The 15,174-nt window shown below is 62.1% G+C and carries 14 protein-coding genes, 1 pseudogene and 2 riboswitches; of the genes and pseudogenes, 7 read left to right on the top strand and 8 right to left on the bottom strand.

The window, feature by feature from the left end:
* Positions 1–21: 21 nt before the first annotated feature.
* Together AC1Z3F_RS00935 and AC1Z3F_RS00930 are read left to right on the top strand one after the other, a co-directional pair.
* Positions 22–1,176 carry a sensor histidine kinase gene (locus tag AC1Z3F_RS00935; protein ID WP_483566349.1) on the top strand — a complete coding sequence of 385 codons (1,155 nt, stop codon included), beginning with the start codon at positions 22–24 and terminating at the stop codon, positions 1,174–1,176.
* Positions 1,173–1,829, top strand: coding sequence for a response regulator (locus AC1Z3F_RS00930; protein ID WP_483566348.1), 657 nt, complete (start codon positions 1,173–1,175; stop codon positions 1,827–1,829). The genes AC1Z3F_RS00935 and AC1Z3F_RS00930 overlap by 4 nt, the downstream gene beginning before the upstream one ends.
* Here the strand turns inward: AC1Z3F_RS00930 and AC1Z3F_RS00925 are convergent.
* Together AC1Z3F_RS00925 and AC1Z3F_RS00920 are read right to left on the bottom strand one after the other, a co-directional pair.
* Positions 1,777–2,133, bottom strand: coding sequence for a VOC family protein (locus tag AC1Z3F_RS00925; RefSeq protein WP_483566347.1), 357 nt, complete (start codon positions 2,131–2,133; stop codon positions 1,777–1,779). The genes AC1Z3F_RS00930 and AC1Z3F_RS00925 overlap by 53 nt on opposite strands.
* Positions 2,134–2,165: 32 nt before the next feature.
* Positions 2,166–2,822: a LysR substrate-binding domain-containing protein gene (locus tag AC1Z3F_RS00920; protein WP_483566346.1), complete on the bottom strand. Its 657-nt coding sequence runs from the start codon at positions 2,820–2,822 to the stop codon at positions 2,166–2,168.
* 68 nt (positions 2,823–2,890) lie between these two features.
* On the opposite strand from AC1Z3F_RS00920, the pseudogene AC1Z3F_RS00915 reads away from it, so the two are divergent.
* Positions 2,891–4,278 (top strand): annotated as a pseudogene (locus AC1Z3F_RS00915) (MFS transporter).
* Positions 4,279–4,335: 57 nt separating this feature from the next.
* Here AC1Z3F_RS00915 and AC1Z3F_RS00910 read toward each other — a convergent pair.
* Entirely contained in the window at positions 4,336–4,653 is a 318-nt protein-coding gene (locus AC1Z3F_RS00910; protein WP_058255460.1) for a TM2 domain-containing protein, read from the bottom strand.
* A gap of 131 nt (positions 4,654–4,784) precedes the next feature.
* Positions 4,785–5,648, bottom strand: a complete 864-nt coding sequence (locus AC1Z3F_RS00905; RefSeq protein WP_483566345.1) for a bifunctional methylenetetrahydrofolate dehydrogenase/methenyltetrahydrofolate cyclohydrolase — start codon at positions 5,646–5,648, stop codon at positions 4,785–4,787.
* A gap of 40 nt (positions 5,649–5,688) precedes the next feature.
* Positions 5,689–5,765: riboswitch (ZMP/ZTP riboswitch) on the bottom strand.
* 54 nt (positions 5,766–5,819) lie between these two features.
* Between AC1Z3F_RS00905 and AC1Z3F_RS00900 the strand changes: the two genes are divergently transcribed.
* From AC1Z3F_RS00900 to AC1Z3F_RS00890, 3 genes are read left to right on the top strand one after another with little or no spacing between them, the layout of a single operon-like run.
* Positions 5,820–6,866, top strand: coding sequence for a flavin-containing monooxygenase (locus AC1Z3F_RS00900; RefSeq protein WP_483566344.1), 1,047 nt, complete (start codon positions 5,820–5,822; stop codon positions 6,864–6,866).
* Positions 6,867–6,913: 47 nt separating this feature from the next.
* The gene (gene purU, locus AC1Z3F_RS00895; RefSeq protein ID WP_483566343.1) at positions 6,914–7,756 is read left to right on the top strand and encodes a formyltetrahydrofolate deformylase; all 843 of its coding nucleotides are present in this window, start codon (positions 6,914–6,916) and stop codon (positions 7,754–7,756) included.
* A 37-nt stretch (positions 7,757–7,793) separates the two neighbouring features.
* Positions 7,794–8,312 (top strand): gamma carbonic anhydrase family protein, encoded by a 519-nt coding sequence (locus AC1Z3F_RS00890; protein WP_483566342.1) that lies wholly within the window; start codon positions 7,794–7,796, stop codon positions 8,310–8,312.
* On the opposite strand, the gene AC1Z3F_RS00885 is transcribed toward AC1Z3F_RS00890, so the two are convergent.
* The 4 genes from AC1Z3F_RS00885 to AC1Z3F_RS00870 all read right to left on the bottom strand — a co-directional run bounded on the left by AC1Z3F_RS00885 (position 8,309) and on the right by AC1Z3F_RS00870 (position 14,049).
* Positions 8,309–10,072: an HNH endonuclease signature motif containing protein gene (locus AC1Z3F_RS00885; protein ID WP_483566341.1), complete on the bottom strand. Its 1,764-nt coding sequence runs from the start codon at positions 10,070–10,072 to the stop codon at positions 8,309–8,311. The two genes, AC1Z3F_RS00890 and AC1Z3F_RS00885, sit on opposite strands and share 4 nt — an antisense overlap.
* Before the next feature lie 71 nt (positions 10,073–10,143).
* Positions 10,144–11,382, bottom strand: a complete 1,239-nt coding sequence (locus tag AC1Z3F_RS00880) for a cystathionine gamma-synthase (RefSeq protein ID WP_483566925.1) — start codon at positions 11,380–11,382, stop codon at positions 10,144–10,146.
* Positions 11,382–12,683, bottom strand: coding sequence for an O-acetylhomoserine aminocarboxypropyltransferase/cysteine synthase family protein (locus AC1Z3F_RS00875; protein ID WP_483566340.1), 1,302 nt, complete (start codon positions 12,681–12,683; stop codon positions 11,382–11,384). Before AC1Z3F_RS00875 ends, AC1Z3F_RS00880 begins: the two co-directional genes overlap by 1 nt.
* A gap of 109 nt (positions 12,684–12,792) precedes the next feature.
* A riboswitch (SAM riboswitch) is annotated at positions 12,793–12,883 on the bottom strand.
* Positions 12,884–13,107: 224 nt separating this feature from the next.
* Positions 13,108–14,049 carry a LysR family transcriptional regulator gene (locus tag AC1Z3F_RS00870; protein ID WP_483566339.1) on the bottom strand — a complete coding sequence of 314 codons (942 nt, stop codon included), beginning with the start codon at positions 14,047–14,049 and terminating at the stop codon, positions 13,108–13,110.
* Between the two features lie 121 nt (positions 14,050–14,170).
* Here AC1Z3F_RS00870 and AC1Z3F_RS00865 point away from each other — a divergent pair, with 121 nt between their 5' ends.
* Complete coding sequence (locus AC1Z3F_RS00865; protein ID WP_444612820.1) at positions 14,171–15,163, top strand: putative oxygenase MesX; 993 nt, start codon at positions 14,171–14,173, stop codon at positions 15,161–15,163.
* Positions 15,164–15,174 lie beyond the last annotated feature (11 nt).

Genomic DNA, 15,174 nt, shown 5'->3' with positions numbered 1-15,174 from the left:
GGCGTCGGGGATGCTGGAAGCATGAACTTCATTCGGAGGATGGGCAGCGGCGACAAGGAGCCCGAGGTCGTCGGCACCTATCTGGTGCTGACTGTGATCCTGCACCTGTCCGGGCTGTCCAATCCCCCGTGGGTCGCGATCGGCGGCTACGAGTGGATTGTGCTGCTGCTGATCGGCCTGGCCGCCGTGCTGGTGCGCCGCCGGTTCCTGCTCGCCAGCACGCTGATCATGCTGCTGTGCGGTGCCGGCCTGCTGGCGGTGGGCAGCATCGGCGGGTATTTCCTGCTCTTCGAGTGCGTCTTCGGCCTGTTCCTGCTCGGCTCATCCAGGCTCCGGACGGCGGCCTTCGCGCTGCTGTGCCTGGCCGCCATCGTGCTGGGCGTCGTCGCCTGGCTGGGCAGCGGTGATCCGCAACAGCTGGTGCTGAGCCTGTTCATGGCCGGCTTCATCCTGTTCATCCCGATGCTCTGGGCGCAGAATGTGCGCACCGCCAAGGACCTGGCCACCGCGGAGGCCCAGCGGGTGCAGGCGGTGCAGTCCGCGGCGGCGGCCCGCGAGGACCAGCTGGTCGCGGAACACGAGTTCTCGCGGGTCGAAGAGCGCACCGCGTTGGCCAGGGAGATGCATGACGTGCTTTCGGCCAGGTTCTCCTCGATCGCCCTGCTGTCCGGCGCGCTGCTGCCCTCGGCGCCGGAAACGGTGCGCGCCCCGCTGCAGAGCATCCGCGACGAATCGGTGTCCGGGCTGGAGGACATGGCCGGCATGGTGCGGATGCTGCATTCCGGCGGGCCGGCGCTGCAGGCGCGGATCGAGGACCTGCCCGAGCTGGTGGCAAGGTTCGGCAGCCCGGTGCGCTGGGAGTACCGGGTGGCGGATCCGCGGCGCTTCTCCCCGGCGGTGCACACCGCTGCGCACCGCACGGTCGCCGAGCTGCTGGTCAACCATGCCAAGCATGCCCCGGGCACCTATCTGAAGCTGAGCGTCATCCAGGACCGGAATCTGTCCATCACCGCGCGCAACCCGCTGGGGCAGGATGCCGGCTCGTCCACGGGTGCCGGGACCGGGCTGGAGAACATCAAGACCCGCGTCGCCGCGCTGGGCGGGCACGTCGAGGTGCGCAACGGCGCGGCTTTCGCGGTGCACGTCGAATTCCCTGAAATAACGGAGGAAGAATGAAAGTGCTGATCGTCGATGACCATGCCACCGTCCGCATGGGCATCCGGCTGGTGCTGCAGGCGGCCGATGACCTGGAGGTCGTGGGCGAGGCGGCGGACGGGCGCTCGGCCATTTCCATGGCCCGGGCCCTGTCCCCGGACGTGATCCTGATGGACCTGCGCATGCCGGTGCTCGATGGCATCGAGGCCACCAAGGCGCTGCACGAGAAGTACCGGGTCGTGGTGCTCACGACCTTCGACGACGACGAATACCTGTTCGGCGCGCTGCAGGCCGGCGCGCACGGGTTCTTGCTCAAGAGTGCCGAGCCGCAGGCGATCATCCTGGGCGTGCGGGCCGCCGCGCGCGGCGAATCGGTGCTGGATCCGCAGGTGACCGACCGGATCCTGGCCCGTGCGCTGGCGGTGCCCGAGCCCGCTGCGCTGCCTGAGCTGACCGGCCGGGAACAAGAGGTGCTGCAAGGCATCGGCGAGGGGCTGAGCAACCCGCAGCTGGCGCAGCGCCTGGGCATCGGGCAGAGCACCGTGAAGACGCACGTCTCCCAGGTGCTGGCCAAGCTCGGGGTGTCAACCAGGCTGCAGGCGGCGAGGATCGCCTACGGGGCTACCAGCTCACCAGGCAGAACGGGTGGTCCTGCGGATCCAGGTACACCCTGAAGGTCTTGGCGCCTTCGCCGGTGGCGCGGGCGCCCAGGTGCAGCACCTGCGCTTCTGCCAGGTCCAGGTCGGCGACCTTCACGTCGATATGCGCCTGCTGCGGGTGCACATGCCCGGGCCATTGCGGTGCCACATAGGGGCTGACCGCCTGGAAGGCGAGCGCAGGATGATCCGGGGCATCGCCAATGGAGACCCAGTCGGGCTCGTTGTCGATGCGCACCATTCCGAGGAGCTGTTCATAGAATCCGGCCAGTGCATCGGGGTCCTCGCAGTCGATGACCATGGCCTGCCATGTGCCAATCATGTGGCCATTATCCGCGTGGCGCGGCGCCGCGTCTACCAGGATTCAGCCATTGCGCAGGTGCAGTGGTCGATCAGCGCCTGGACGCGGGCCGGGATCTGCGCCCCCTTGGGCGTGATTGCCACGACCGCGTTCGGGTAGTTGGGCGCCTTCAGCTCGCGGAAAGCCAGCGGGCGGCCCTCGATGGAGACCTCGGCGTTGTTCGGGCGGCGCATGAGCAGCCCGTAGCCCAGGCCGCGGCCCACCATCGCGGCCACCAGGATCATCTGCGGCACCGAGGCGGTGACCTTCGGGACCAGGCCCTGGGAGGCGAAGAGCTGCATCTGGTGCTCGGTGCTCGGGTCGGACTCGTAGACGATCAGCGATTCGCCGACCAGGTCCGCCAGTTCCAGCGGGCGGTCGAGCTTGGCCAGCGGATGCTCGGGGTGCAGCACCACCTGCATCTCGGTCTGGTAGATCGGCTGCTTGTCCATGTCGGCGGGCAGCTGCAGGTCGTAGACGAAGGCGACGTCGATCTCGCCTTCGCGCAGCGCCGGCAGCAGCTCGTCGTGGGTGCCCACGCGCACATCGAGCTGCACCTCGGGGTGGTCGAACCCTTCCAGGGTGGCGGGGATCAGGTGCGGGGAGAGCGAGGCGAAGCAGCCGAAGCGCACCGGCCGGCGCAGCGCGCCCTCGGTTACGAGGGATGCCACACTGAAGTGACCCAAAACTCACCAGCCAGTGATCGATGCCTCGGTCGCGGCTTGCAAGGGAAGCACACATGACTTCAACAGCACACGCCGGAAAGGCCACGCAGCGCCGCGTGGCATTCGCGACGGTCATCGGCACCACCGTTGTAGTGGTACGACTTCTTCATCTACGCCACCGCTGCTGGCCTGGTCTTCAGCAAGCTGTTCTTCGAGCCTGCCGGCCAGGACATCGCGCTGCTGATCTCCTTCGCCTCGGTGGGCCTGTCATTCCTCTTCCGTCCGCTGGGCGAATTCCTTGCCGGCCGCTTCGGCGACAAGATCGGCCGCCGCGCCATGCTGGTGCTCACCCTGGCCCTGATGGGTGCCTCCACCACGCTGATCGGCATCCTGCCGACCTATGACACGGCAGGGTTGTGGGCACCGGTACTACTATTGTTGCTGCGCATCTTGCAGGGCATTTCCGCTGGCGGTGAGTGGGGCGGCGCGGTATTGATGGCCGTGGAGCACGCGCCGGAAGGCCACCGCGGCCGCGCCGGCTCCTACCCGCAGGTCGGTGTGCCACTGGGCATGCTGCTGGCCTCGGGCACCTTGGCGCTGATGACCGGCGTGATCTCCCCGGTGAGGCCTTTATGGCTTGGGGCTGGCGCATTCCGTTCCTCGTCTCGATCGTGCTGATCGCCGTGGGCTACTTCGTGCGCCGCTCCGTGGATGAATCCCCGGTCTTTGAAGAGATCGCCGAACACAAGGCACAGACCAATGTGCCGATCCTGATGCTGTTCAAGAAGCACTGGCCGCTGGTCATCATCGCGGCCCTGGTCTTCGCCGACAACAACGCCGCCGGCTACATGACCACCGGCGGATTCATCCAGTCCTACACCACCGACCCTGACGGTCCGGTCGGGCTGGAGCGCACCGACGTGCTGGTGGCGGTGGCCTTCGGCGCCGCAGTCTGGCTGGTCATGACCCTGGTGGCCGGCTTCCTGGCCGACAAGATCGGCGCAAGCGCACCTACCAGCTGGGCTTCATCATCCTCGCAGCCTCCCTGTTCCCGGTCTTCGCACTGGTGAACTCCGGCTCGCTGGCCCTGCTGTACGTGGCCTTCGACCTGTCCTCCATCGGCCTGGGCCTGACCTACGGTCCGCAGGCGGCGCTGTACTCGGAGCGGTTCCCGGCTTCGGTCCGCTTCTCCGGGGTCTCGATTTCCTACGCGATCGGCGCGATCGTCGGCGGCGCGTTCGCTCCGACCATCACCCAGGCACTGGCGCAGGCCACCGGCGGAACCACCGCGGTCGCCGTCTACCTGCTGGTTGTTGTCGCGATTTCCTTCACCGCGGTCTCGCTGATTCGCGACCGCGCCGGAATCGATTTGTCCTTCCGGAACCAGGCTGAGCAGGAAGTGAGCGCGCTGATCTTTGATCAGCGCAAAGTCAATGAAGTGAAAGAAACCCAACAAGTTTAGGTTAAGACAACAGCAGGGGTCCGCTCGGTGAGCGGACCCCTGCTGTGTCTTAAGAGATTACTGGAACGAGCGAGTCGCCCGCTGGTTGATCCGCTGCACGGTGCCCGGGATCGTGAACAGGTCGATAATCAGCAAGATCCACAGCACACCCAATGGCACCCAGCCGATCAGGATGAAGGTTGTCGCCCAGCCGATAATGCCCAGTGCTAGGTAAACAACGCCGGCCACGACCTGGCCGAGGTAGAACTTGTGGATGCCTAGCTGCCCCAGGAAGAACCACAGCACGTAGGCCAGCAGGGTGCTCTTCTGGTTGACCACCACGATGTGGTTGTTAATCTGGATGGGTCGTTCGTTCTGCTCGTAATTCTGTGTCATGTGTCCCTTTAGTGATGATGCGATGGCCGAAAACCCGGCTCACCTCACTTTATCCGACGAGTGGAACATCCACTATGACGTTTACGTTGGGTACACAAAAGCCCGCACCGTGAAGTGCGGGCTAAAGGTGCTTAGCGAGCGTTGCGCTCGGCGGCTTCCACCACGTTGTTCAGCAGCATGGCACGGGTCATCGGACCCACACCGCCCGGGTTCGGGCTGATCCAGCTGGCCACCTCGGCGGCAGCTGGGTCAACGTCGCCGGTCACCTTGCCATCCACGCGGGAGACACCAACGTCCAGCACGATCGCGCCGGGCTTGATAGCGTCGGCCTTCACAATATGTGGCACGCCAGCGGCGGCGATGATGACATCTGCCTGAGCCAGAAGTTCTGGCAGGTTGGTGGTGCCGGTGTGTGCCAGGGTAACCGTCGCGTTCACGCTACGACGGGTCAGCAACAGCCCGACCGGACGGCCAATGGTCACACCTCGGCCGAGCACCAGCACGTGCTTGCCGTTCAAATCAATATCGTGACGGGCCAGCAGATCAACGCAGCCCAGCGGGGTGCATGGCAATGGCGAATTCATCGGGCGATTCACGTTGGCCACCAGGCGGCCAAGGTTCATCGGGTGCAGACCGTCGGCATCCTTGGCCGGATCCATGGCCTCCAAAATGACATCCTGATCGATGTGCTTTGGCAGGGGCAGCTGCACGATGTAACCGGTGCAGGCCGGGTTTTCGTTCAGTTCCTTGACCTTGGTCAGCAGTTCATCTTGGGTGGTTTCCTCGGGCAGATCCACGCGGATCGACTCGATGCCCACCTCGGCGCAGTCCTTGTGCTTGCCGCCGACGTACCAGGCCGAGCCTGGATCATTGCCGACCAAGATGGTGCCCAGACCGGTGGAGTGACCAGCAGCCTTCAGCTTGGCCACACGTTCAGCAAGTTCCTGCTTGATGGTGGCCGCGGTGGCCTTTCCGTCGAGAATGCGTGCGCTCACGCGTATCCTTCCGTAGGCGCCTCGTTGCCAAGGCGGGTGGTGTGCAAACCCAGGCGCGCGGCTCGCACGATTAGCTCCCCGGTGGTTACCCACCTAACGCCAGTCACGCGTTCCAGTGTAGCGAAAATCGGTTCGGGAATGAGAGCGCAGTGCGCAGGGTTACCTTTGGATGTGTACTCAACAATTGTGATCGGGGCCGGGCAAGCAGGGCTCTCAGCTGCCTACCATCTGGCCAAGCGCGGTGTGGACTTCCTCGTGCTCGATGCAAACCCCGGGCCCGGAGGCGCGTGGCAAAACCGTTGGGACTCGCTCACCTTAGGCGCGACGCACCATATTCACCCGCTACCAGATTTCCCGTTGGAGAATCAGGACTCCACCCGGCCCGCGTCGGCCGTGGTTAAGGAGTACTACGGCGAGTACGAGCGACGCTTCAACTTGCCGGTGCGTCATTCGGCCACGGTCACCTCGGTAACGCGGGTGGAGAATCACTTTGAGGTGCACGCCGATCAGCTCTACACCGCTCGCACCGTTATCAACGCGACCGGCACCTGGTCCAACCCGTTCTGGCCGGTGTACCCCGGACAATTTGACGGGCCACAGGTACATACCAATGGGTTCATCTCCCCATCGCAGTTCTCCGGACGAGTGCTAGTAGTCGGAGCCGGGGCTAGTGCCACACAATTTATTGTGCAGCTGCGTGAGGCCGGGGTCGACACCCTCTGGTCCACTCGGCGAGCGCCCGATTGGCGGGAGTTCACCGGCGCCGAATGGGGGCTGGATGTGGAGCGGCAGGTTAATGAGCGCACGCGGGCCGGATTACCGCCCAAGTCGGTAGTCGGAACCACCGGTTTGCTGCTGAACGAGAAGATGCGCGCCGGGATCGATTCCGGGGCGCTTATTTCCCGGGGCAAGATCGCCCGATTGGAATCCGACGCGGTGGTGTTTGCCGACGGAACGCGGGAGAAGATCGACGCGATACTCTGGGCCACCGGCTTCCGCCATGCCCACCGCCATTTGCGCAACCTCAAACTTCATACCGAGGCCGGCGGCATCGTGATGGAGGACGACGGGGTTTCGGCTTCCGCGATGCCGGGGATCTTTTTTGTCGGCTACGGCGCCTCGGCTTCTACGTTGGGGGCCACCCGGGCCGGTCGAAAGGCTGCGCTGGCTGCCGCAAAGTATTTGCGCGACGCAAAGTACCTGGGCAACGCAACGTAGATCACGCAATTGGTAGAAAAACGCTGGCGGGCGCTAACTTAGAACCCATGAACCAGTACATCGTCACCCTGTCTTGCCTCGACCGCCCCGGTATTGTCCACGCCATTTCCGGAGGTCTTTTGGGTGCCGGTTGCAATATCACCGAGTCACAGCAGTTCCTCTCCCCCGAGACTGGCACGTTCTTCATGCGGATCCAGGTTGAGACCGAACAGTCCCTGGATCAGGCTCGTGCGTCTTTGGCACCGATTCGCGATCAGTTTGCGATGTCGTTGAAGGTTGCTGACGCGGCCGATCGGGTGCGCACCATGATCATGTGCTCCAAGGCTGGCCATGCGCTCAATGACCTGCTCTTTGCGCAGCGTGCGGGCACGTTGGCGATAGATGTGCCGGTGATCGTCTCCAATCACCTGGATCTGAAGCCGATGGCAGATTTTTACGGTGTGGACTTTGTGCACTTGCCGGTAACCAAAGAGAACAAGTCGCAGGCCGAGGCGGAGCTGCTTAAGCTCGCCGAAGATTACGACATCGAACTGGTGGTGTTGGCCCGCTACATGCAGATCCTCTCCGACTCGTTGTGTGAGCGGATGGAGGGGCGCGTGATCAACATTCACCACTCGTTCTTGCCTTCGTTTAAGGGCGCCAAGCCTTATCACCAGGCCTATGCTCGCGGCGTGAAGCTGATCGGCGCGACCGCACACTACGTCACCGCGGATCTGGATGAGGGTCCGATCATTGATCAGGAAGTCACTCACGTGTCGCACACCCGCACCGCCGAGCAGCTGGTGGAGCTGGGGCGAAGCGTTGAGGGTCGCACACTGACTCGTGCCGTGCAGTGGCATGCCGAGCATCGCGTGATGCTCGACGGTCAGCGCACCATCGTCTTCTCGTAACTCGCACCGGACTCGCCCGCCAATTAGAGTAGGTGGCATGAGCCACATTATTACTATTGACGGGTCGACTCCCCAGGTCGGCAACAACGTATTTATCGCACCCACCGCCGTCTTGAGCGGAGACGTGGTTCTGGCCGATCAGGCCAGCGCCTTCTACGGGGTGTCCGTGCGCGGGGACTCGGCTCCGATTCGGGTTGGTGAGGGCACCAATTTGCAGGACAACGTGGTGCTTCACGCCGATTCGGGTTTCCCTTGCACGCTGGGCGCAGGAGTATCGGTGGGACATTCGGCGGTAGTGCACGGTGCCACCGTGGGTGATGGTTGCCTGGTGGGTATGAGTGCGACCATCATGAATGGCGCGGTCATTGGTGAGCAGTCGTTGGTGGCCGCCGGAGCGCTAGTGCTCGAAGGCACACAGGTTCCACCGCGTTCGCTGGTTGCCGGGGTGCCGGCCAAGGTGCGCCGAGAGCTCAGCGACGAGGAAGTGGCCGGGCTGAACGTTAACGCCGAGCACTACCTTGAGCTATCTGCCAAGCATTTGGCTGCGAACGCCTAGGCTTCAGCAAATTCTAGCGCCAGCGCTCCAGCCCGCCACCTGATCGTCATCTGCTGCGCCATGGCTTCTGCGTCAAGCGCCTCGTTCGGCGTCATGAAATACGTATTAACCCGGAGCTTTTGTTCCGGATCAAGTTCCGTGGAGAGCAACACCAGCGGCCGGTGGCCGGCGATCTTGACCGTCCGGAAGAGTCCGCAGTGCCGGCCGATGTGGTGGATTGGGCAGTTAAGGTCGGCCGAGGCAATGTCGGTGCGTCCACCCTTTTCCCACGGATCCAGATGGTCCAGTTCGCAGCGTTCGGCGGGCATACTGCAGCCAGGGTAGGAGCAGCCTCGGTAGGCGGCCCGGATCGCTCGGCCTTGGGCTTTGGAGAAGAGCCGTTGAGTTCGACCGAGGTCCAAGGGCAGAGAAGCGCCATTGAGTACTAGCGGGTAAATGCCGGCGGTACACAGCGCGGCTCTGGCTTCACCGGGCGATAACGGGATTCCGCTGGAGGTGACGGCGAAATCTTGTGCTTGGCGTTGCATCTTTTCCCAGTTCATCACGATGCTCACCTGCGCTGAGCCGAATCCCGGTTCAGGCTGCGAATCAGTTGTCCGGTTGGTCATGAGTAGGGCCATCAGGCCGATCAGCCGTCGTCGTTCGGGCTTCATCTCTTCCCACGGAGCTGCGGGTTCCGGAGTTTGTGAGTCGCTCGAATCGGCCGGTGCGTCGTCGGGATCCTCGCTGTCACGATCTTCGTCCGGATCGTCGCTGCCCGGATCGTCGTCCGGATCGTCGCTGCCCGGATCTTCGTCCGGATCGTCGGCGGCGGGTGAGTCGTCCGGACCCTCGTCGTCCGGGCCGGAGCGGTTTCCACCCTTGGCCCAGTCGGGCATTGTTTCTTCGTCGTCCCAGTCGCTGCCCGGCTCGCCGGTGAATTGAGCCTCGGAGTCCTTTAGACGCTCGCGGTTGCCGGCCACGGTGGCAGGGTTATCCACCTTGGCAAAAAATGCCTCAATGAACGCGGCGTGCGAGGGCAAAACCCGCAACACATATTCCACGAGTCCCTGGCGCGTGCCCCGTTTGAAGATGCCGATGCATTCAAGCAGGGCTTTAAGTGGGCGCTTGCCGGATTTCACTTCGGCGACAAGGTCATTGATATGTTTGCGGGCCGACTTGGGTTCGGCGTTGAGGAAAGCAACGGATTTGGCTTGGAGCTGGCGCAGTTTGTCCCGGCCGGCTTTGCCCTCGCCCATATCTTTGCGGGCCGAATGCAGTTTGCTTGCCGTTGCGGCAACGAGCCGCGGGTCCACGGTAGGGTCGGTGAACGTGGCGGCGAGTTCCGGCAGCCACGGATCGAGCTGTTGGCCGGCCTCATCAATCCGGCCAATGAGACAGTCGGCTTGGACCAACCGGTCCCCTGCGGTGCTGCGCGGTATGTCCAACCAGTCATGCATCAACCCGCGGGCACTCTTAAAATGGGTGCGTCCGGCGATGGTGCGGCCATGGGTGGCTTCGATCTGTTCCAGCGTGGGGTTGGTGCCGGCGTCGGTGATGGCTTGAAAGGAGGCTTGATCAAGTTTGTGCGCGCCGGTGCGACGAAGCGCGTGGGCGGCGTGAAGCTGTGTGCGCGATTGCTGCTGGCCGAGGTGCTCGGTCAAGAGTGCAAAATAGGCCGCGTGGCCGGCGGTCAGATCTGTCTGGGACAACACAGTAGTAGCGCTGGCGGTCAGTTGGGCCGCCGTGGCCAGATCTTTGAGTGCTTGTGCTGTGTCCATGGAAACGAGTTTGCCCCGCAGCTACTGATCTGCGGGGCAAACTCGGTCGGGCTGTGGATAGCTGTGGATATTTACGCGGTAGCGAAAGCGGATGCGCTCTGGCGGGTTCCCTGGGTTACGGGCTTGGCCGCGGATCGCGAGGCGTTCGACGCTGCGCGGGCGGCAATCAGCCCACGTTCCAGATCGGCGATCAGATCTTCGACCTCTTCGATGCCCACCGAGAGGCGGACCAGGTTGGCCGGGATCTCCAGTTCGGTGCCAATCAGCGAGGCGTGGGTCATTTCGCGTGGATAGCAGACCAGCGATTCAACCCCGCCTAAGGAGACCGAGAGCTGGAAGTACTCCATGGATTCAGCGAAGGCGCGAGCGCCGGCTTCATCGGTGAGCTGCAGCGAAACAATGCCGCCAAAACCGCGTTGCTGGCGCTTGGCCAGTTCGTGTCCGGGGTGAGTTTCCAGCCCCGGGTAGTACACGCGGGTGACCTCGGGCTGAGCATCAAGCCAGCGGGCCAGCTTATCGGCGGTAGAACAGTGACGTTCCATGCGCAGGCCCAGGGTTTTCAGTCCGCGGGCGGCCAGGTAGGAATCCTGCGGTCCGGCCACCGCACCGCCGGCAAACTGCTGGTAGCCGACCGCTTCGGCCAGGGACTGGCCGCGGAAGAGGTGATCGGCCACAATTACCGCACCACCGAGCACGTCGGAGTGCCCGCCGATGTACTTGGTGGTGGAGTGCACCACCGCGTGCGCGCCGAAGTCCAACGGGCGCTGTAGATAAGGGGTAGCGAAGGTGTTATCAACCACCAGCAGCGCACCAATTTCCTTGGCCAGCTGGGCCCAGCCGGCTAGATCGGCGATGCCAAGTAATGGGTTGGACGGGGTTTCAACCCAGAGCAGGGCGGTATTGGGCTGCAGTGCAGCTCGCACCGAATCCAAGTTGGTGATGTCTACCGCCGAGGAGGTGATGCCCCATTTGCTGTGCAATTTGGAGATCAACCGGTTGGTGCCGCCGTAACCGTCGGCGCCCAGAACGATGTGATCGCCCGGTTCCAGCACGGCACGCAGCAGCGCATCTTCGGCGGCGATCCCTGAGGCGAAGGCAAAACCGGCCGCGCCGTTTTCTAGGATGGTGAGCTGGTCTTGGAAACCGTCGCGGGTGGGGTTGGAGCCGCGGGAGTATTCGTGCCCGGATCGCAGTACGTTAATACCGTCTTGGATGAAGGTGCTGGTCTGGTAGATCGGCGGAACAACCGCGCCGGTGTGTGGGTCTTTTTCCTGGCCTGCGTGTACGGCCTGAGTGTTGAAGCCAGTCATCATGCTCCTTGAGTTTGTGGGGCCAGGGCCCGGTTTAGTGCATTATCAAGCGCACGGTTCAGGTCCGCGAGCAGATCCACAGGATCTTCAAGCCCGACCGAAAGGCGCAGGGTGGAGGCGTTCAGGCCAGCGTCGGCCAACTGATCGGCCGAGAGCCGGCAATGGGTCATGGTGGCCGGGTGTGAAATCATCGTGCGGGTATCCCCCACATTCGCGGCCAAGCTGATCAGTTCTAGCCCATCAATTACCGGGGAAACCAGCGACGGGTGCGCCAGCTCGATGGCCAGCACGCAGCCGGTGCCCTTGGGAGTGAGCTGTTGGGCCAAGGTGTGGCTCGGGTGGCTGGACAGCGACGGGTGGTGGATGGCCGCGATGCCCGGGTGGCCGGAGAGCTCTTGGATCAGGGTGCTCACGCTGCGCTGTACATGCGCTGCACGCACCGGCAAAGTTTCGATGCCGGCCAAAATGCCTTGGGCGCTGGCCGGAGCTAATGCCGGACCTAGATCGTGCAGGAACTTGGAACGCACCAGCATCGCATAGGCAGCAGAGCCGTGGCGTTCGAGCAAGGAAGTATTGTTCAACCTCACTCGTGGGGCGGCAATCTGTGGCCAACGCAGCGGATCGGAGAAGTCGAACTTTCCCGAATCCACCACCACGCCGCCTAGTACCGAGCCATGGCCGGCCAGACCCTTGGTAGCCGAGTGGACCACAATATCCGCGCCAAAATCCAGCGGACGGAAGTTCAACGGGGTGGCCAGGGTGTTATCCACGACCACCGGGATGTTGTGCTCGTGGGCGATCGCCGAAATGGCGGGAAGATCGGCCACCGTGCACAGCGGGTTGGACACGGACTCTAGGAAAAACGCGCGGGTCTCATCCTCGATGGCCCCGGCCCAGGCTGCCGGATCGGCTTGGTCAACAAAGCTGACGCGGATGCCAAAGTCGGCGAAGGAGTCGGTCAGTAGGTCCACCGTGCCACCGTATAACGAGGAAGACGCCACAATGTGCTTAGGTCCCTGGGTCAGCGCCAACAGGGACAGTGAAACAGCTGCCTGTCCCGAGGCGGTGGCCACCGCTTGAGCTCCACCTTCCAGCGCGGCTACACGCTGTTCGAGGATTGAAACGGTGGGGTTACCGGTGCGTGAGTAGGTGAACCCGGACTGGCGCAAAGCGAACTTTTCGATCGCTTCAGCATGGGATTCAAATTGGTACGCTGCGGAGTTATGTAGTGGTGGCAGCATCGGGCGGAAATCTCCGCTTGGTCGATACCCTGCGTGGACAGCGTCGGTTCCTTGGCTCATAGCTCCTTCTCGTTTCCTAGCGAGGGAGTGCACCGAAAGATGTAACCCGTACCAAAGCCCGAACACTGACTTGGTACGAGGCACAGTGCGCTTAAAAGCGTTCGGAACTGCTCCATCGTCCCTGGCATTAGCACCTTTCGGTTTCCCGATGGTTGCTGCGACGTCTTCGAGCCAGATCTCTTAGTCGCTCTTGATGGTTTGTTGTTCTTCCATGGTTCGATATCTGCCCCGGGCGGCGCAAGCGGCATCGGGCTCACGGCTTCATACAAGGTCGCCACGCTTCATATGTCGCCAAGTTGTCATGATGACACGGGGTTTACGACCTGTTTATGACGCGCCACTTTGAGCATAATCCGCGGAATCTAGCAGTTTTGCCCTGCTAGTGTGACGACTCGAAGGCTAGAGATGACACACTGTTACGGTTTTAGCCCAGCACCTCAACGTCAAAGCTGGCGACCACCGCACGCACTTCTTCCAAATAAAGTTGCGCTTGATCGGTGAGCGGGATCCCGGCGTGGTCGATCCAACCGATCTCGATTCGCTCGTCGATGGACAGCGGGATGGCAACGATGGAGGGATCAAGCTCGTCGCTGATGATGCCGGTGGAGATGGTGTACCCGCCCAAGCCGATCATGAGGTTAAAGATCGTGGCGCGGTCCGAGACTTGAATTTCGCGTTGGCTTGAACGGGTGGAGAGCACCTCTTCGGAAAAGTAGAAGGAGTTGTTTGCACCCTGGTCGAAGGTAAGCCGCGGCAGGTCCTCGAGGTCTTCAAGCGTCACCTGTGCACGCGAGGCCAGCGGGTTGCTGCGTGAAATAAAAATATGCGGATCGGCCAGGAACAGCGGATGGAAGACAAGCCTGGATTCGCGCAGCAGCTTGTCGATCACTTTGCGGTTGAAGTCGTTGCGGTACAAGATCCCAATGTCGCTGCGTAGGGTGCGTACGTCCTCGATGATTTCCTCGGTGCGGGTCTCCCGGAGCGAAAATTGGTACTCCTCTGCGCCGCTGGCCTGAACCATGCGCACAAAGGCGTCAACCGAAAACGAGTAGTGCTGCGTGGAGACACCAAGCAAGCGCCGCGCCGAAGGCCGGCCGAGGTAGCGATGCTCAAGAAGCTCCACCTGCTCTAGGACCTGGCGTGCATAACCCAGGAATTCTGCCCCCTCGGGGGTGAGCGTCACTCCCCTTGCCGAGCGGACCAGCAGGGTGCGTCCCACTCGTGCTTCGAGCTCTTTCATCGCTGCGGACATGCTGGGCTGTGCGACGTAAATTAAGTCGGCGGCACCGGAGATGGAGCCCTCGGTAGCGACCGCGGTGAAGTAGCGAAGCTGTTGGAGTGTTAAACCGCTTGTTCCCTGAACCATAGATTGAGTCTATATGAATCCATAGTTATATCGAGTTACCTGATATCAATGAAGACCCTGCATGATGGACGCATCGACTTACTTTCGGCCTGCCCAGGCCCTCATCACAAGATTGGCCGCCATGGCAGACGAGTTCACTTTCAGCATTAGCACCACCAAATTCGACGAGAATTACACTCCCTGTGCCACCTCGCGAGTGACCACAAACTTCGCAAATCTGGCCCGTGGTGAGAATCGCCAACAGAACCTGCGCAACGCCCTGACGATGATCAACCGTCGCTTCAATTCGCTGGCTCACTGGGACAATCCTGCCGGAGATCGTTATGAGCTCGAACTGGAAATCATCTCGGCCAACGTGCATTTTGCCGCCGAGAATGAAGAGCAGGATTTTCCGCTTCTTGAAGTTCTAGACACCATCGTTGTCGACCGCCTCACCGGTACCCGTAGCCATGGCATGGTGGGCAATAATTTCTCTTCTTACGTCCGTGATTATGACTTCAGTGTGGTGCTTCCGGCGGCCAGCAACGGCTCGGGTGCTCCTAAGTTACCTGAAGATTTCGGCGACCTTCACGGCCAGCTCTTCCAGCATTTCTTGGATTCGGAAGCCTACCAGCAGCGTTTTAACCAGTTGCCAGTGGTCGCCATCAGCGTCTCCACGTCCAAAACCTACTACCGCACCGGCAATAGTCACCCGGTCCTTGGCTTGGAATACCAGCAGGACGAGAACTCCCTGACCGATACCTACTTCGGCAAAATGGGTTTGCAGGTGCGCTACTTCATGCCTGCAGGTTCCGTAGCTCCACTGGCTTTCTACTTCCGTGGCGATCTACTCAATGACTACACCAACCTGCAGTTGATCAGTCTGATTAGCACGATGGAGACCTTCCAGAAGATCTACCGCCCCGAGATTTACAACGCCAATTGTGCTGCCCCGTCGGTCTACCGTCCAAGCCTGAGCGCTCAGGACTTCGCTCCGACTCGGATCGACTACGACCGCGAAGAACGCACCCGACTCGGAGCTAGCCAGGGTAAGTACACGCAGGAGCACTTCATCATCCCTAATCAAGAATTGCTCAACCAATTTTCCGCCACCTGCCCAACTCCTGTCGCCTGAGAATCGAAAGA

It is taken from the genome of Glutamicibacter sp. MOO4 (assembly GCF_056934395.1).
This window is presented reverse-complemented; position numbering and strand designations above follow the sequence as displayed.

What these genes read in the sequence shown, in the direction of transcription:
- AC1Z3F_RS00935 (WP_483566349.1), top strand. Translation starts at nt 22, where the DNA reads ATGAACTTCATTCGGAGGATGGGCAGCGGCGACAAGGAGCCCGAGGTC.
- AC1Z3F_RS00930 (WP_483566348.1), top strand. Translation starts at nt 1,173, where the DNA reads ATGAAAGTGCTGATCGTCGATGACCATGCCACCGTCCGCATGGGCATC.
- AC1Z3F_RS00925 (WP_483566347.1), bottom strand. Translation starts at nt 2,133, where the DNA reads ATGATTGGCACATGGCAGGCCATGGTCATCGACTGCGAGGACCCCGAT.
- AC1Z3F_RS00910 (WP_058255460.1), bottom strand. Translation starts at nt 4,653, where the DNA reads ATGACACAGAATTACGAGCAGAACGAACGACCCATCCAGATTAACAAC.
- purU (WP_483566343.1), top strand. Translation starts at nt 6,914, where the DNA reads ATGAACCAGTACATCGTCACCCTGTCTTGCCTCGACCGCCCCGGTATT.
- AC1Z3F_RS00890 (WP_483566342.1), top strand. Translation starts at nt 7,794, where the DNA reads ATGAGCCACATTATTACTATTGACGGGTCGACTCCCCAGGTCGGCAAC.
- AC1Z3F_RS00885 (WP_483566341.1), bottom strand. Translation starts at nt 10,072, where the DNA reads ATGGACACAGCACAAGCACTCAAAGATCTGGCCACGGCGGCCCAACTG.
- AC1Z3F_RS00880 (WP_483566925.1), bottom strand. Translation starts at nt 11,382, where the DNA reads ATGACTGGCTTCAACACTCAGGCCGTACACGCAGGCCAGGAAAAAGAC.
- AC1Z3F_RS00875 (WP_483566340.1), bottom strand. Translation starts at nt 12,683, where the DNA reads ATGAGCCAAGGAACCGACGCTGTCCACGCAGGGTATCGACCAAGCGGA.
- AC1Z3F_RS00870 (WP_483566339.1), bottom strand. Translation starts at nt 14,049, where the DNA reads ATGGTTCAGGGAACAAGCGGTTTAACACTCCAACAGCTTCGCTACTTC.
- AC1Z3F_RS00865 (WP_444612820.1), top strand. Translation starts at nt 14,171, where the DNA reads ATGGCAGACGAGTTCACTTTCAGCATTAGCACCACCAAATTCGACGAG.